The sequence below is a fragment of the Nocardiopsis listeri genome, assembly GCF_020741345.1.
GTDB classification, from domain to species: Bacteria; Actinomycetota; Actinomycetes; order Streptosporangiales; family Streptosporangiaceae; genus Nocardiopsis; species Nocardiopsis listeri_A.
The window spans coordinates 1-15,292 of sequence record NZ_DYZD01000008.1; the positions used below are offsets into that span (position 1 = coordinate 1).

13 protein-coding genes and 1 pseudogene are annotated in these 15,292 nt (G+C 68.5%); 11 read left to right on the forward strand and 3 right to left on the reverse strand.

What is annotated here, in order from left to right; genetic code table 11:
• From K8V84_RS00250 to K8V84_RS00285, 8 genes are all read left to right on the forward strand, one after another.
• Positions 1 to 377 (forward strand): amidohydrolase family protein (locus K8V84_RS00250; protein WP_304069107.1); only part of this gene is annotated, 377 nt, incomplete at its 5' end.
• A gap of 1,309 nt (positions 378 to 1,686) precedes the next feature.
• Positions 1,687 to 2,637 (forward strand): MaoC family dehydratase, encoded by a 951-nt coding sequence (locus K8V84_RS00255; RefSeq protein ID WP_304069108.1) that lies wholly within the window; start codon positions 1,687 to 1,689, stop codon positions 2,635 to 2,637.
• 38 nt (positions 2,638 to 2,675) lie between these two features.
• On the forward strand, positions 2,676 to 4,034 hold the full coding sequence (locus K8V84_RS00260; protein ID WP_304069109.1) for an MFS transporter: 1,359 nt from the start codon (positions 2,676 to 2,678) through the stop codon (positions 4,032 to 4,034).
• Entirely contained in the window at positions 4,031 to 5,026 is a 996-nt protein-coding gene (locus tag K8V84_RS00265) for a MaoC/PaaZ C-terminal domain-containing protein (protein WP_304069110.1), read from the forward strand. The genes K8V84_RS00260 and K8V84_RS00265 overlap by 4 nt, the downstream gene beginning before the upstream one ends.
• Positions 5,027 to 5,043: 17 nt before the next feature.
• Entirely contained in the window at positions 5,044 to 6,732 is a 1,689-nt protein-coding gene (locus tag K8V84_RS00270) for a thiamine pyrophosphate-binding protein (protein WP_304069111.1), read from the forward strand.
• A gap of 16 nt (positions 6,733 to 6,748) precedes the next feature.
• Positions 6,749 to 7,957 carry a CoA transferase gene (locus K8V84_RS00275; RefSeq protein ID WP_304069112.1) on the forward strand — a complete coding sequence of 403 codons (1,209 nt, stop codon included), beginning with the start codon at positions 6,749 to 6,751 and terminating at the stop codon, positions 7,955 to 7,957.
• Positions 7,957 to 8,673 carry a GntR family transcriptional regulator gene (locus K8V84_RS00280; RefSeq protein WP_304069113.1) on the forward strand — a complete coding sequence of 239 codons (717 nt, stop codon included), beginning with the start codon at positions 7,957 to 7,959 and terminating at the stop codon, positions 8,671 to 8,673. The genes K8V84_RS00275 and K8V84_RS00280 overlap by 1 nt, the downstream gene beginning before the upstream one ends.
• Positions 8,670 to 10,094 (forward strand): FGGY-family carbohydrate kinase, encoded by a 1,425-nt coding sequence (locus K8V84_RS00285; protein WP_304069114.1) that lies wholly within the window; start codon positions 8,670 to 8,672, stop codon positions 10,092 to 10,094. The genes K8V84_RS00280 and K8V84_RS00285 overlap by 4 nt, the downstream gene beginning before the upstream one ends.
• Before the next feature lie 407 nt (positions 10,095 to 10,501).
• Here the strand turns inward: K8V84_RS00285 and K8V84_RS00290 are convergent, their stop codons facing one another.
• The gene (locus tag K8V84_RS00290) at positions 10,502 to 11,398 is read right to left on the reverse strand and encodes an SDR family NAD(P)-dependent oxidoreductase (protein ID WP_369696591.1); all 897 of its coding nucleotides are present in this window, start codon (positions 11,396 to 11,398) and stop codon (positions 10,502 to 10,504) included.
• 138 nt (positions 11,399 to 11,536) lie between these two features.
• Here K8V84_RS00290 and K8V84_RS00295 point away from each other — a divergent pair, with 138 nt between their 5' ends.
• Both K8V84_RS00295 and K8V84_RS25785 read left to right on the forward strand, forming a co-directional pair.
• Positions 11,537 to 12,148, forward strand: a complete 612-nt coding sequence (locus K8V84_RS00295; RefSeq protein ID WP_304069115.1) for a helix-turn-helix domain-containing protein — start codon at positions 11,537 to 11,539, stop codon at positions 12,146 to 12,148.
• Positions 12,149 to 12,398: 250 nt separating this feature from the next.
• Positions 12,399 to 12,569, forward strand: a pseudogene (locus K8V84_RS25785) (ATP-binding cassette domain-containing protein); the annotation flags it as partial.
• 180 nt (positions 12,570 to 12,749) lie between these two features.
• On the opposite strand, the gene K8V84_RS00300 reads toward K8V84_RS25785, so the two are convergent.
• Entirely contained in the window at positions 12,750 to 12,887 is a 138-nt protein-coding gene (locus K8V84_RS00300) for a hypothetical protein (RefSeq protein WP_304069116.1), read from the reverse strand.
• A gap of 147 nt (positions 12,888 to 13,034) precedes the next feature.
• Positions 13,035 to 13,994 (reverse strand): ketopantoate reductase family protein, encoded by a 960-nt coding sequence (locus K8V84_RS00305; protein ID WP_304069117.1) that lies wholly within the window; start codon positions 13,992 to 13,994, stop codon positions 13,035 to 13,037.
• 87 nt (positions 13,995 to 14,081) lie between these two features.
• Between K8V84_RS00305 and K8V84_RS00310 the strand changes: the two genes are divergently transcribed.
• On the forward strand, positions 14,082 to 14,645 hold the full coding sequence (locus tag K8V84_RS00310; protein WP_304069118.1) for a TetR/AcrR family transcriptional regulator: 564 nt from the start codon (positions 14,082 to 14,084) through the stop codon (positions 14,643 to 14,645).
• Positions 14,646 to 15,292 lie beyond the last annotated feature (647 nt).

Below are 15,292 nucleotides of genomic sequence, written 5' to 3' on the forward strand. Positions count from 1 at the left end.
GGGGGGTCTTCGACCGGCTTCCGGAAAGCCTGCGCATCTGCTTCGCGCACGGCGGCGGATCCTTCGCCTTCTGGCTGGGGCGGTTGGAGAACGCGTGGCATCGACGTTCGGACCTGATCGCGACCTCGCAGCTACCGCCGTCGGCCTACCGGCACCGGTTCAGCGTGGACACGGCGGTGTTCGAGCCGACCGCGCTTCGCACGCTCGTCGACACCCTCGGCGCGTCCCAGGTCATGACCGGAAGCGACTACCCGTACCCGTTGGGAGAGCGCCCGGTGGGCGACGTCGTACGACGCTCGGACTTCCTCACCACGCAGCAGCGGGAAGCACTGCTCTTCAGGAACGCCCAACGGTTCCTGGGCCGGCCCCAGGACTGAGCGGCCCGTTGCTCCCGTCCTCGGTCGAGGACGGGAGCAACGGGTCAGCGGTATCGATGTTCCTCGACCTGTGCCGACGGCTCCGGGGCCGAATCTCCGCCCGAAGAGATCACGAACGCATCCGGCAGCGCGAACGCGGGCGACCGATCGGATCCTTCTCCCTGACGGGCGCAGGTTTCCGGCGAAGACCATCCCGCTTCGGTGCGAGCCTGAACGCGGAGCGGGAACCCTGATCACCGTGGAGCGATCTCGTCACACCCCCAGGTGACGGGGGAACCCCTCGATGCGTTGCGGAAACCGCGGGCGGGACCGCGGTGGTCCCCGCGGCTCCTGTGAGTGCATCCCCTCGTGGGTATGGCGGGACCCGGAGATGGTGGACGCCGTCCGGAGCGCGACGCTCAGCGGGTGATCCGCACACCACGCCCGGACCCTCAAGCCGCCCCGCACTCACCAGCACAGGACACGGACGTCAGCAGGGCGCATGCCCGCCTCTTTTGCAATGCGGACACTCACGTCAGCGGACCTTTGATCCGATGGTCAACCTGGCCTGGCCACGAGGAGAGCCTGTGCCAGGCCGAGCGGACCGGTCACCCGCCGGGGAGGGCTACCGGCCCTCCCCGGCGTGGCGTGTGAACACCAACGGCTTCTTCTCTTGCTCCGCAAGCCCTCCGGCGGCGTGAGCACGCCCTTCGCTTGAATCGACCACGGCCGAAGGACTCGCCCTCGAAGTGGTGGCCGCGCGTAGACCCCGAGGTGTCCACGATCCGACTCCTCGACGCCCGGATCCGAACACCCCTCACGTCCGCGGCCACGACGGTCGCCGCCTGGCGTCGATCAGGTGATCGAGTTCGGCACTCCCCCTGGCCCGAACCACCGACCGCAAGGACCACCGCGAAAGGTGCTCACCCCAGGTCGAGTGACGGGAGGCTCTCCCGGCCGCGCCCGAGCCCTCATCGCACTCGGACGAAACCCCGGGCCCACCTCGACCGCGCCGCCCGGGCGGCTCGTGGTCACGTCCTCGGAAGATCCCGGTCCGGCACGCGTGCCGACGAGGGCCGCTCGTGAGCCCCCTTGTGCTGCGAACACGCCTCCCGCCTCAGGAACACATGCGCTCGGTCCGCCGGCGATCGACCTGGGAACCGGCATGCCCCTGCCTCGAGGGATCCGATGCCGGAGGGTCTTCCGGCGAAGCGAAACAGCGGTTCCTTGTGACCCTTGACACCACAGAAACCTCAGACGTAACATCCCTCTAGTTGTCTAGACATATTGCGTTGGTCCAGTCTTCTCCCTCACTCCAGCGGAGGACCCCATGGCATCCCTGAAGGAAGCGCGTTACGAACTCGTCGAGGTACCGGAACCCTTCGGCCCGGTCACCCTCCACGTCGACCAGCACAAAGTGCTGGACTACGCCTACGCTCAGCACGACTTCGGCGACTGGTACTTCCGCGAGTCCCCGTTCGGCGGACCGGTCGGTCACCCCCTGGTGCTCGCCAACGACCTGTTGTTCCTCTTCTACCAGGGCTACGACGGCAACACCGCCCAAGGACTGCACACCCACGAGACACTGCGCTTCCACTCTCCGGTCTCGGTGGGCGAGACGGTGACCGTCGACGGCGGCTACACCGAGAAGTACGAATCCCGAGGACAGGGCTACGTCACCCTGGAGGCCACGGCGCGCGGCGCCGACGGCCGAGTGCTCGTCGAGCACGTGGGCAAGGAGATCATGCGTACCGTGGCCGGCGACATCGTCGGCAAGGGGCGATCCTCGGAGTCCACCCGGGAACGCTCGGTGAAGGCCGTCATCGACGAGGGCGTCCCCGCGATCACCGTCGCCGTCCACGGCGCTCCCGTTCGAGCCGCGATCCCCGCCCGCACCGTGACCTTCACCCAGGACCAGATGTCGGTGTTCTCCTGGGCCGGCAAGGGCTACGCCAACGTGCACACCAGCCTGGAGAAGGCCGCCCAGACCGGCCTGGACCGCACCATCGTGCAGGCCCAGCAACAGACCGGGCACATCATCGCCAACCTCGTGGACGTGTTCGGGGCTAGCTGGTTCACCAGCGGTGAACTGGACCTGCGTTTCGTCTCCCCCGCCTATGTGGGCGACGTTCTCACCACCACCGGCGCGGTCCTGGGCGAGACGGACGGTCGCCTCGAACTCGAGGTGTGGGTCGAGAACGGTCAGGGCGTGAAGACCGCCGTCGGGTGGGCTTCGGCCGCCATCGATGACGCCCCGGCCCGTCCCACCCAACTGATCTGACCGGCACGTTCCGGCATCCCCCCAGCAGAGGAACCACCATGACCAACACCACGTCACCAGCGCCACAAACACCACAGGAACGGGCCAAGCTCGCCAGGCGGGCCGCCATCGCCAGCCTCGTCGGCACGGCGGTCGAGTGGTACGACTACTTCATCTTCGGTACCGCCTCAGCCCTGGTCTTCGGCCCCCTGTTCTTCCCCAACCCGGACGACCCGATCCTGGGCACCCTGTCGGCGTTCGCGGTCTTCGGTGTCGGCTTCGTCGCCCGGCCCCTCGGTGCCGTCGTCTTCGGCCACTTCGGGGACAAGTTCGGTCGCAAGGTCGCGCTCATCACCACGCTGATGCTCATGGGCGTGTCCACCTTCCTCATCGGCCTCTTGCCCACCGCCGACCAGATCGGCCTGTGGGCGGCGGCGATGCTGGTGGTGCTCCGCCTCGCTCAGGGCTTCGCCGTGGGAGGTGAGTGGGGCGGGGCCTCCCTGGTCGCCGTCGAGTACGCACCGGAGAACAAACGCGGTGCCTACGGCAGCTTCCCGCAGATCGGCAACGCGGTGGGGCTGGTGTGCTCCACCGCCATCTTCGCCGTCATCTCCCTGCTCCCCGACGAACAGCTCTTCTCCTGGGGATGGCGGATCCCCTTCCTGCTCAGCGCCGTGCTGATCGTCGTCGGTCTCTTCATCCGGTTCAAACTCACCGAGACCCCCTCCTTCCAGGCCGCTCAGGCCCGTCTGGTGACCGAGCGCGACAGCGCGAAGGCCAAGGAGAAGATGCCCCTCGCCGAGCTCTTCAAGAACTTCAAGAAGCCGTTGCTACTCGCGATGGGCATGCGTCTCGGCGAGGCCGTCTTCGGCTACATCGTGCTGACCATCGGCCTGACCTTCGTGGAGAACTACACCGACATCCCGCGCACCCACGTGTTGATCGCCTCGTCGATCGCGGCCGGATTCGCCATCTACACCTACTACTTCTTCGGCAAGTACAGCGACCGCATCGGACGGCGCAAGGTCTTCATCGGCGGGTCCCTGTTCGGCGCCGCCGTGGTCTTCCCCTTCTTCTGGATCCTGGCCGCCGAGAACATCCTGCTCATGTACGTGATCTACACGCTCGCCTACGCCGTCGGCGTCGGCGCGGTGTACGGGGTGGAACCCGCGTTCTTCTCCGAACTGTTCGGCACCAAGGTCCGGTACACGGGTGTCTCCCTGGCCGCACAGATCCCCTCGATCCTGATCGGCTTCTGGCCCATGCTCGCCACGGCCCTGTTCGCCGCCACCGACGGCGACCCCTGGCCCATCGCGGCGCTGACCGTGGTCTCCCTGGGCATCGGTCTGCTCTGCGCGTACCTGGCACCGGAGACCAACCGGTCGAACATCGACGAGGTCGGGGAGGAGGTCCGATGAGTTCTGAAAACGTTCGACGCGATCTCACCGACCCCCTCTCGGTGGCGGAGGGGGTGGACCCCGAGGCGGGCCTGAAGGAACCGCTCTTCGAGAACCTCGACATCCCGGAGGCGCTCGGTCCGGTGACCGTGCGGATCGACGACCACAAGATCAAGCGGTTCGCCTTCACCCAGGACGACCACCACCCGTGGCACCTCGACTCCAGCCCCTTCGAGGGACGGCGCATCGCGCACGCGGCGCTGCTGGGCAACGACCTCGTCCAGTTGTTCACCACGGTCTACGCGGCCAGCAGGGTCGTCGGTCTGCACACCGAGGAACAGCTGTGGTTCGACTCTCCGGCGTTCCTCGACGAGACCGTCACCCTGGCGGGCACCTACACGGAGGCCTACGAGCGGCGCGGCCAGGGCTACGTCGTCATGGAGGCCACCGCCACCGGCCAGGACGGACGGAGCGTACTGCGCCACCGCGGGGTCGAGATCCTGCGCACCAGACCGGGTGACATCGCGGGTCGCGGTTCCTCCGCACCCGGAGCAGGCTCGCGCCGTGTCACCGGGGAGGTGCCCTCCGACGCTCCCGCGTTCGACCCGGCGGCACCACGACCGGGCCAGGTCCTCACCCCCCTGGTCAAGTGCATCACCACGGAACAGGCCGCCGTCTTCTCCCGTGTCGGCGAATACGTGCGCAACATCCACAACGACCTCGACCTCGCCCGGAAGGCGGGGATGAGGGTGCCGATCGTGCAGGGGCAGCAACAGTTCGGGGTGCTCGCCGAGCTACTGACCCGGGCCACCGGCACCGCCTTCTTCACCGGCGGCTGGATACGCGCCAAGTTCCTCAACACCGTGGACGTGCACGAACCGATCGAAGCGGGCGGCGTCGTCACCGCGGTCGACCGGGACAAGACCGAGTTCGAGGTCTGGGTGCGTCGGGCGGACGGAAAGCTCAGCACCGCGGGGTGGGCCGGCGCCCCCCTCCAGACACCCAACAGATGAGAACGAAAGAGACCATAATGACGGAGATGACCGGCGGAGCGTTCGTCGTCAAGATGCTGGAATCGCTCGGCGTCACCCACGTCTTCGGTGTGGTCGGCGGACAAACGCTCGCCATCACCGACGCGATCATCGACACGGACTCCATCGAGTTCGTTCACACACGCCACGAGAACGCGGCAGCGGTCATGGCGGACGCCTACGGAAGACTCACCGGCCGCCCCGCGGTGGCGATCTCCACCACCGGGCCCGGCGCCACGAACCTGCTCACCGGTGTCGGTGGGGCGTTCCGTGACTCCAGCCCCGCGATCATCCTCACCTGCAACAACAACGGTGAGAACATCCACAAGGATGACGCCCAGAACGCGGACCACATCGACATCTTCCGCAACTACGTCAAGTACGGACGACTGGTCGCGCACTCCACGTCGATCAAGCAGGCCATGGAAGAGGCCTACATCAACGCCATGACCGGCAACCCGGGGCCGGTCCACCTGGACTTCGCCCGCGACACCATCGAGCAGCCGATGGAGAACCCGCCGGTCGTGCCCGCCGTGCACCCCGCGCGTTCCTGGGTGGGTGAGCGTCCGGTCGCGGCCAACGGTCAGGTCGAGGCGATCGCCGCCCGCGTGATCGCGGCCGAGAGACCGGTCATCTGGCTCGGCAACGGTGGGAACCGCGGTCAGGCGTCAGGCGAGGTCCTGGCGCTGGCCGACGCCCTGAACATCCCGGTCATCACCACGTTCAACGGCATGGGCGCGGTCCCCACGACCCACCCGCTGGTCTTCGGCGCACTGAGCCGCATGGGGACCAACCTGAGCACCCGGGTGATCGGCGAGGCCGATCTCGTGCTGGCGCTGGGCAACAGCCTCAACGCGGTCTCCACCACGCGCTGGCGCCGCAGGCTCCCCGAGGTCGTACAGGTGGACATCGACCCGGCCATGATCGGCCGGTACTACGCCGAGGTGACCACCGGAGTCGTGGGCGACCTCGCCTCCTTCGCCCGGGACCTGACCGCGGCCACCGCGGCGCAGGCCGAACGGGCCCGGGACTCCCGCGCCGACTGGATCGCGCAACTGCAAAAGGCCGAGCAGCAGTGGTGGGACCTCAGCTCCGGCGTCGAACCGGAGAACCCGGGCACCGTCTCCCCGGCCGTCGTCGTGCGCCGGCTCAGAGAGGTCACACCGGAGGACGCCGTACTGATCCCGGACGCGGGCAACCCCGGGGTGTGGTCGTTCCTGTGGGAGATGCCGCTCCCCTACCGCTACATCAAGCCGGTCGGGTTCGGGAACATGGGCTTCGCCCTCCCCGCCGCGATCGCCTCTGTGGCCGACGCACCGGAACGCCCCGTCCTGGCGCTGATCGGTGACGGGTCCCTCGGTATGAGCCTCGGTGAACTGGAGACCCTCGCCCGGGTCGGCGGCCCCGTGGTCATCGTCGTGCTCAACGACTCCAGTTACGGCAACATCCGTCAGGAGCAGGTCCTGCACTTCAACGGTCGTACGGTCGGTGTGGACTTCCAGGAGGTCGACTTCGCCCAGGTGGCCCGCGGGATGGGGTTGGAGGGGGTCCGGGTGACCGACCAGGAGTCGCTGGTGCACGCGGTGCGCGAGGGCTTCGCCTCCGGCGCGCCCCTCGTGGTCGACGTTGTCCTGGACCGCGAGGTGAACGCCTGGACCTACGAGGCTTTCACCCCCTACGAAGGCTGAGGAAGAGGAGACCGACATGGAACAGCAGGACACCGGGAAGGGCCCCGGGCCGCTCGACGGTGTGAAGGTCCTCGACCTCTCACGCTTCATCGCGGGCCCACTGTGCGCCCAGATCCTCGGGGACTTCGGCGCCGAGGTGGTCAAGATCGAGCGCCCGAGCGGTGAGGACTCCCGCCACCACGGCCCGTACTGGCAGGGCGAGAGCATCTACATGTTCCTGTACCACCGCAACAAACAGGCCGCGACCCTGAACACGCGGCATCCGCGTGCCAGGGCGATCCTGGAAGACCTGGTGCGGTGGGCCGACATCGTCGTCGAGAACTTCCGGCCCGGAACCCTGGAGAAGATGGGGTTGGGATACGAACGGATGAAGGAGCTCAACGAGTCCGTCATCCTCGTCTCGATCTCCGGTTTCGGGCAGACGGGGCCGGACTCCGAGCGGGCCCTGTTCGACGCGATCTCCCAGGCCTCGTCCGGTCTGATGAGCGTGACGGGCGAACCCGACGGCAAACCCACCCTGAGCGGGACCTACATCGCCGACTACACCACCGGGTACCAGGGCGCGATCGGTGCCCTGGCCGCGTTGACGCACCGAGAGCGGACCGGAGAGGGTCAACTGGTCGACATCGCCAGCTACGACACGATGTTCTCCGCTCTGGGCACCCGCCTGATCGCGGACCTCATGCTCGGGATGGAGATGCCCCGTTCGGGTTCGCGCGACCTGCTCACCGCCCCGGTGAACGTCTACGAGGCCGCCGACGGCCCGATCTACATTCAGGCCGGGACGAGCTCGTTGTTCCCGAAGCTCTGCTCGGCCATGGGCCGTGAGGACCTCTCCGAGGATCCGCGCTACGCCACGGTGGAGGGCAGGATGGACGACCAGGCCACCCTGGAGGCCGCCATCCAGCGGTGGGCCGAGGGACTGTCCCGGCAGGAGATCGCCCGTCGGCTCGACGCCGTCGGGGTGCCCTACGCCAACGTCGCCAGCATCCGTGAGGCCGCCGCCTCGCCACAGTTGGCGGCGCGTGGCATGATCGTCGAGGCCGAACACCCCTCACTGGGAACGATCCGCATGCCGAACAACCCCATCCACATGGAGAAGTCCCCGCCCACGGTGCGCAAGGCACCCCCTCGGGCCGGTGAGGACAACGACTACGTGTACGGGACCATCCTGGGGCTGAGCTCCGAGGAGATTCGGCTGCTGCGCGCAGAGGACGTCATCTGATGTCGCGCAGTGTCCTCTATCAGGTGATCTACGACGATCTCTTCTCCCAGATCACCTCGGGCACCCTGAAGGCCGGCTCGAAACTGGAGAGCGAGCCCGAGCTCGCCCGCCGGTACCAGGTGAGCCGTATGACCGTACGGCAGGCGCTCGACCTGCTCCTCGCCGACGAGCTGGTCACCCGCAAGCGCGGCAGTGGCACGTACGTGCGGGAGAACCCGCGCCGCGGGCGGCGTCTGAATCGGCTGCGCTCCTTCGCCCAGGAGCTCGCCGGTTCCGATGAGGCCGTCACCAGCCAAGTGCTCAAGGCCTCCGAGGAGAAGGCTCCGCAGGGGGTCGCCGAAGGGCTCGGCATGGAGGTCGGTGACGCCATGAGCCGGATCAAACGACTGCGGCTCGTCGGCGGTGTGCCGGCGGCGGTCCAGGACGCGTGGGTTCCCTACGCGGTCGCCCCCGGCCTGGCGCGGGATCCGCTGTTGGACGGTTCGCTCTACCGGACCCTGACGGAGAAACACGGCCTGAAGCTCCGTTGGGCGGACCAGACGATGACGGCGGCCCTGCTGGAACCGGGCGTGGCGGAGCCGCTCTCGGCGGAGGTCGGCGGAGCGGTGTTGCACTCTGTGCGCATCACCTACTCGGACACCGAGCGCGCCGTGGAGTACACCAACAGCTGGACGCTTCCGGAGTTCCCGCTCCTGCTCAGGGTCGACGCCGAATGAGCGCCCCCGAACCCACCGTGGTCTCCGTCGACGTCGGAACCTCCGCGGTGCGCTCCGGCCTGTTCGGCCTCTCGGGCGAACTGCTGCGCTCCGCGCGGGTTCCGCGCACCTCGGGGGCGGGTGACCTCTTCGACGCCACCGAACTCCTCACCGACGTCGGCGAGTCGCTGCGCAAGCTCGCCGTGGACTCCCGCCCCCGTGCGCTCTGCGTCTCCGCGCACATCGGTGGTGTCGCGGTGGACTCGCGCCTCGAACCGGTGCTGCCCGGGGGCGGCTGGTCCGACACCCGCGGCCTGGACCTGCTGCACCGGATCCCGGATGCGCGACGGGAGAGCCTCCTCCTCAGAGCCGGACGCCCCGCCCTTTCGGGCGGGGCCGCGGCCCTCGCCCTGGCGTTGGGCGAATCCGACCTCGGAGAACGGGTTCACGCGCTGCTGAGCCCCAAGGACTTCCTCGTGGCACGGCTGACCGGTCGTCTGGCCTGGGACACGGTGGACGCCGCCTACACCTTGGCCTCCGACGTGCGCACCCGGTCCTGGCAGGTCGACTCGCTTCATTCTCTCGCAATCCCGGATCACTGGTTCGCACCCCAGGTGGAACCGACGGCGGTGGTCGGGGAGGTCCACGCCCGCGGAGCGCGAAGTACCGGTCTACCGGAGGGGACCCCGGTGGTCTCCGGAGGGCCCGACGGTTCCGTCGGCATCGGCGTGCTGCTCGGTGAGAACCCCTCCGGGATCGCGGACGTGGCCGGGACGACCGATGTCCTGGCCCGTCTGATCGACGACCCCGCACGTGCGCGGCACGGCGCCGTGGTCAACCCCGCCATGGTCCCCGGGATGTGGACGGCGGGGGGTGCGACCGGGATGAGCGGCGGTGCGGTGGCCCGGTGGCGGTCGCTGGTGGGAGCGGTGGATGAGGAGGACCTGCGTGCCGTACCCGTGGGCGCTCACGGGCTACTCGTCTACCCCGGCCTCTCCGGGGAGAGGTTCCCCCGGTGGCGGCCCGACGCGCAGGGAGCGATCCTGGGCCAGGGCTCCCGGCATGGGGCGGCGGAGATCCTCCGCGCAGCCCAGGAGGGCGCCGGGTTCACGGTGCGGGAGGGGATCGATTTACTGGATCCTCATCGTGAACTGCCCGTACTGTTCGCGGGGGGTTCGGCCCGCTCGGCCCATGTGGCCCAGCTCCGTGCGGACATTCTCGGACGGGAGGTGCACGTCGCCGACGAACCCGACGTGACCCTGTTCGGAGCGGCCGCGGTCGCACTCGTGGGGGTGGGTGAGGTACCGGACCTCGACGAGGCTCGTGAACGACTGGGACTCACCTTCGACGTGGTGACACCGGACGATCGGCGCGGCTCCCGGTACGACGAGGTGTTCGACCGGTGGACCGCCGCACGTGAGTCCGGCCCCTCCGCCTTGTAGCCGCCGGACCGTGCCGTCCCCGGACCGGCCGGGGGCGGCACCACGTCTCGTACCGGGTTCGGTGAACGCGAACTCACCAGACCAAGCCCTGAGGGCTTTGAGCGCGTTCTTCGACCGATTGCGCGGACCCCGTACTCCTGCTCCAGGGACTCCTCCAGCGTGGACGGCCCGCGGGCACGGCGCAGCGTGTCCGTGTGGAAGGGGTCACCGAGCAGCCTCCCCTACACCGCGACCGTGTCCGATTCTCTACAGGACCACGACCGTCGCCGCGCCGGCCTCGCCACCGCCGTCCGCCGCGCCTTCACCCCCTGAGCACGCGCACTCCACCGGCCTGGCCGGATCGGTCACACGTTCAGCGGAGAGGCGGGCGCTCCCGGGTCAACCGGCGCGCCCGGTAGCGCTCCTCATCACGGCTGAAGGCCGACCAGTGAGGCGCTGTCCCGCCACAGAACGTCCCTCACCCTGTCGTCGCGAGCGAGCTTCGAGGGCTCGAGCCAAGTGAGCGCATCGCGCCGAACAGCCGCGTAGTAGCGCCCGGCGGGCGGGTTCACCCTCCCCAGTGCGATCGCGCCCAGGTGGGCACCGCCCGCCTCTTTGCTGTTGTAACGCCGCACCATCCGGCGGAGGAGACCGCCGAAGACCCGCCAGGCGATGTTGGCCACCGCAGGTGCGTTGCGAAGCAGCCCGGTTCCGGGCGTAGGGCCCGGGTCGTATGCCAGGACGGTCACATTCTTGGCCACCACCTCCGGCTGCAGCGCCAGCGCGCGCACAGCCAAGATCGTGCAGAGATTCGCCGCGGAGTAGGCCCTCCCGGCCGCCACACGCGGCTCGGCGTCACGGTCCGGGTCGCGGTCGGGGTGGGCCAGCAGGGCGGCATCGGCGTGACGAGGCGGGGGGAGCATCGTGTCCTCCTCCGGGTCATGCGTACCGCTCGTGGTCAGCGACACCACGGCTCCATCGGCCAGCCGGGGCGACAGCAACCGAAGCAGGAGGTAGTGGGCGAGGTAGTTGACGACGAAGCTCGTCTCGAACCCGTCGGGGGTGCGCCCATCACCGTTCGGCTGGTTCTCACCGGCGTTGAGAACCAGGGCGTCGATCTCGCTGGTACCGAGCCGGTCGTTCACCCCCTCGACGAAGGAGCGCACGTCCGCCAGCCTCGTCAAATCAAGACGGACGGACTCCGCACCGGCCGGTCCTCGTCCGCGTGTTCCAAGCAGAAGGCGTGTGTCCGGGGTGGCGAGGATCTGTCGCGCCGCCACTTCTCCGATGCCGGAGGTCCCACCGGTCATCACAATCGTTCTCATCAGAGAAACACCTCGATAGCACTAACATGAGTGGATACTCCGGTTAGCATAGTGAGTGAAGACTCGACTTAGCAAGAGTGCCGACATCCCCGCAGTAACGTGAAGCGACGAGGCAGGCGTTTGACGGAGATGAGACCGATGGAACGACAGACCCCGGAGACCACCCCTCGGCGGACGTCGCTGCGCGCCGACGCACGCCGTAACCGTGAACGAGTCCTGGAGGCCGCCGACGCCGTCTTCTCCGAGTTCGGCCCGGCCGCCTCCACGGAGGAGGTGGCCCGACGGGCGGGCGTCTCCATCGGAACGGTGTTTCGACACTTCCCCACGAAGGAGGCGCTGATCGAGGCGGTCGTGGTCGGGCGGCTCACACAACTGACGGCGGAGGCCGAGCGGCTTGCCGACGCCGTGGACACGGACGCGGCTTTCCTCGCCTTCTTCCATCGCTGGGTCGAGCTCTCGGCGACGAAGCACCAGTTCGCGGGGGCACTCGCGCACTCGGGAACCGACGTGCAAGAGATCGGGAACACCCATCCGGACGTCGGCCGGAGGCTGCATGACGCTGTGGGCGTTCTGCTCACCCGGGCACAGCGCACCGGTGGCATCCGGCGGGACGTGGGTGCCTCAGAGGTCATCGCACTGATGGTCGGAGCGTCTCGGGCGCACGAACACGTGGGCCTTGACGCCGACCAGCGCGCGCGTCTCCTCTCGGTGACCATCGACGGTCTGCGCAGGCCGCGATCGGCGACGTGAGCCGCTCCGGAATCGCTGGAGGGCGCGGGAGGACGCGAACGTCCCCCAATGGCGCCCAACCACCGGGAAGCCCCCTCAACGGAACCCTCTGACCTGGTCAAAGGATTGTCGAAGCAGGTCGATGTAGTGCTTGAACCACCTCGACTCGGTAGAGCTCACCGCAGACCGCGCATCAAAACGGCCCTGTTCACCCCACTCCTTGATCAACCGACCCCGGCGCTCCTTGCGGTGAGAACGAGCCGCTCCCTGCGTGCGCGACCGCGCGACCGAAGGGCTCGAGAAGCGCTTCGGTGAGGTCGAGGCCCTGCGCGGGGCGTCCCTCGCGGTCGAGCCCGGCACCGTCCTGGGGCTGCTCGGCCCCAACGGAACGGGGAAGCCCTCCACCATCGACATCCTCACCACCGCCCTGCGCCCCGGTGCAGGCACCGCACGGCGTCGCCGGGCACAACGTCGTCTCCGAGGCCGCGAAAAAGGGGACACGGTCCGGGACGAACCGGATGCCTTCGGACAGCGCCAGCAGGGCGGACACGTGCTCCGGTTCGACGACGCTGCGAGCCGGCCCTTCCCGCGCATCGGCACTCGCCACCGGGCCGACCTGGGACTATCGCGCGTCCAGCCGGGCCCGGTTGTCGGCGGGCCGGACCCGTACGTCTTGGAGCCCTGCCACGCCTTCGGCGATCTGCTGTCGTTGGAGGTCGAGGTCGTGTTGCGTCGCGAACCCGTCGGTGCTCTGCCTCACTCCGGGAATGTCGTTCAGGCCGTCGAGGAACGTCGCGAGGGCCCGCTCCTGGTCACTGGAGAACGGCGCGCCGGGAACCGACCGAGCCGCGAGAGCGGAGAAGCCGCGCGGGCATCCCCTTCCAGTGTGAGAAGTGAGGGGTCCGCGTCAGCGGTTCTGGCCAGGCGGGAAAGCGGGCGCCGCGGCGGACAGTCTGGGGGTCGGCACCCCGAGTCGTTGTGCTTTTGCGAGCACGTCGCGGCAAACGACGCGAGGTTCTTCCGCGTCGGGGTCGGCGTGCGCTTCGAACGCTCGGCGTACGATCGGGACCCTCTTGGTCGCAACGGAGAGGGCGACTGCGGGCAGCCAGGACGGCAGCCGGAACGACAGCGTCGTGGTCCGGTGTCGGCGGAGGTCGACGCCGCGAGCCTCGATCACGGGGAGCAGCTCGCGTCCGACCAGCATCGCCTCGCGCAGGGCGGCCGTGTCGCCGATCAGGTCGGCCATCGCACCATGTCGGAGCGCCTGCGAGAAGAGACCGGCGTCGGTGGCCGTGTGCAGAAGGAACCAGCCACGGATATCGGCCTGCTCACGCACCCGGAATCCTGCTTGGCCAAATGCGGCGCGCGCCGCGAGCTCGCGTTCCGTCAGCGCCTCGTTGAAGCTTCCGAACAAGACCGCGGGGAGCAACGTGGCGCGAAGGCGGCCTGCCTCGTCATACCCGCCACCTCCCTGCGGAGCGCCCCACGCCACCTGGTCCGGCGGCAATGGAGCGACGACGTCGAGCGGTTCCTCCCACATGTTGCTCAACATCAGAACTGTCGCGTTCCCGATCCGGGTCGACAGGAACTCGATCGCGCCGGGAAGACGATGGTGGGGAACACTGAGGACGATGAGGTCGAAGTCGTGCTCCGGCGGGAGCTCTTCGCGGTACCGCGGCGACCACGTCTGGCGGACCCACCGGCCGCTTCCCTTCCGGCGCGAATCCAGGATGTCCAGATCCAGCCAATCCCCATACGACTTCGCGCGCCCGGGCCGCACATAGAACTCGACGTCATGGCCGGCACCTGCGAGTGCCCAGCCGTAGGCGGCGGCGACGACGCCCCGGCCGAACATCAGGATCCTCATGCCGCCTCCGCGCAATATGATCAACCGGATATCATCTCCGCTTGGACGATACGGAGACGATCTCCGCTTGTCAAACCCGAGGTGACCATGAACACGCCCAAACCGCTCCGCGCAGACGCACAGCGCAACCGGGACGCGCTCCTTCGTGCCGCGCGCGAGATCTTCGCCCAAGAACAGACCGATTTCCCGTTCGAGGACGTCGCCCGCCGAGCCGGCGTCGGGGCAGGAACGCTCTATCGCCACTTCCCGAATCGCGACGCGCTGATCGCCGCCGTGTTCGAGGGCGAGGTCGCTGCGCTCCGCGATCGTGCCCAGCACCTGCTGGAGACCAATCCACCCGACGAAGCGTTGGCCGCCTTCCTTCGCGAGATGGTCGACCACATGTACAGTCAACGGGGTCTTGCGCGAACTTTCTTCGCCGCTTCGGAGATCGCAGGAGGCGATCTCTCCGACCAAGGACGGGTGCTCGAAGAGGCGGTCACCGCGATGCTCGGCCGCGGTGTCGAGCAAGCTGTGCTCCGTGACGACATCTCTGCAGGATCACTGATGCTCGCTCTCCACGGGATCGGCTTCGCGTCCGTTCATTCCGAAGGTCGCGTGGAGGCCGATGGCGTGGTTCGGCTCATGATCGACGGGCTGCGTCGCCGCTGAGGTCCGCGAGGCCGAAGGCCCGTGGACCACCAGTGGTCGGATGGACGGCCCTGGAGTGCCTGGTTCCCGAGAGCGGTGACCGAACTCCCGACCGACTTCTGGTCGCGTCGCTCCGCGGTGGGGCCGGCGGCCCCGCACCCTCCACATGCCTGCAGAGGAACCGCGCACTCGGCTCCCCGCGGCCACAGCGGTGAAACCACGCCGGCTGCCGCTCCCCGGAGGGCCGGCACCCGGGCAGGCACCGCTTCGGCGAGTTCAGTAGCCGGCGTAAAGACGCCTCAGGCCGGTCGCCGTCTGGATGGGAACCACGCCATTACCGAGGGCGGGATCGGTGACCCGACCGCCCGTCAGGCCCATGAGCCGTTCCCCGGAGGCGGGAAACGGTCTCGGCTCGGCCCACCGCGCTCGTTGCGGACCGCGGGGACCGGGGCGGGGCTCCCGACGGCCTGCTCCCATCAGCAGGTGCGGTTCGTCGACGGGTAGCGCGGTCAGCACATGTGGGCAAACGGCCAGAGTGGGCGACAGCGAGCCGGGGAGGCCCTCTCACCCCTTTTGCTCCAATCGAAAATAAGGGCTCTTGGTGTTCATCACGGAGCCTTTCAGGAACACGGGATGTTCGTGCAATGCCCCCTCACCATGGTGAAAAT

Excerpts from the sequence above, each read along its gene's own strand:
- K8V84_RS00305 (WP_304069117.1), bottom strand. The coding sequence starts at position 13,994 with ATGAGGATCCTGATGTTCGGCCGGGGCGTCGTCGCCGCCGCCTACGGC.
- K8V84_RS00285 (WP_304069114.1), top strand. The coding sequence starts at position 8,670 with ATGAGCGCCCCCGAACCCACCGTGGTCTCCGTCGACGTCGGAACCTCC.
- K8V84_RS00295 (WP_304069115.1), top strand. The coding sequence starts at position 11,537 with ATGGAACGACAGACCCCGGAGACCACCCCTCGGCGGACGTCGCTGCGC.
- K8V84_RS00265 (WP_304069110.1), top strand. The coding sequence starts at position 4,031 with ATGAGTTCTGAAAACGTTCGACGCGATCTCACCGACCCCCTCTCGGTG.
- K8V84_RS00260 (WP_304069109.1), top strand. The coding sequence starts at position 2,676 with ATGACCAACACCACGTCACCAGCGCCACAAACACCACAGGAACGGGCC.
- K8V84_RS00270 (WP_304069111.1), top strand. The coding sequence starts at position 5,044 with ATGACGGAGATGACCGGCGGAGCGTTCGTCGTCAAGATGCTGGAATCG.
- K8V84_RS00255 (WP_304069108.1), top strand. The coding sequence starts at position 1,687 with ATGGCATCCCTGAAGGAAGCGCGTTACGAACTCGTCGAGGTACCGGAA.
- K8V84_RS00280 (WP_304069113.1), top strand. The coding sequence starts at position 7,957 with ATGTCGCGCAGTGTCCTCTATCAGGTGATCTACGACGATCTCTTCTCC.
- K8V84_RS00310 (WP_304069118.1), top strand. The coding sequence starts at position 14,082 with ATGAACACGCCCAAACCGCTCCGCGCAGACGCACAGCGCAACCGGGAC.
- K8V84_RS00290 (WP_369696591.1), bottom strand. The coding sequence starts at position 11,398 with ATGAGAACGATTGTGATGACCGGTGGGACCTCCGGCATCGGAGAAGTG.
- K8V84_RS00275 (WP_304069112.1), top strand. The coding sequence starts at position 6,749 with ATGGAACAGCAGGACACCGGGAAGGGCCCCGGGCCGCTCGACGGTGTG.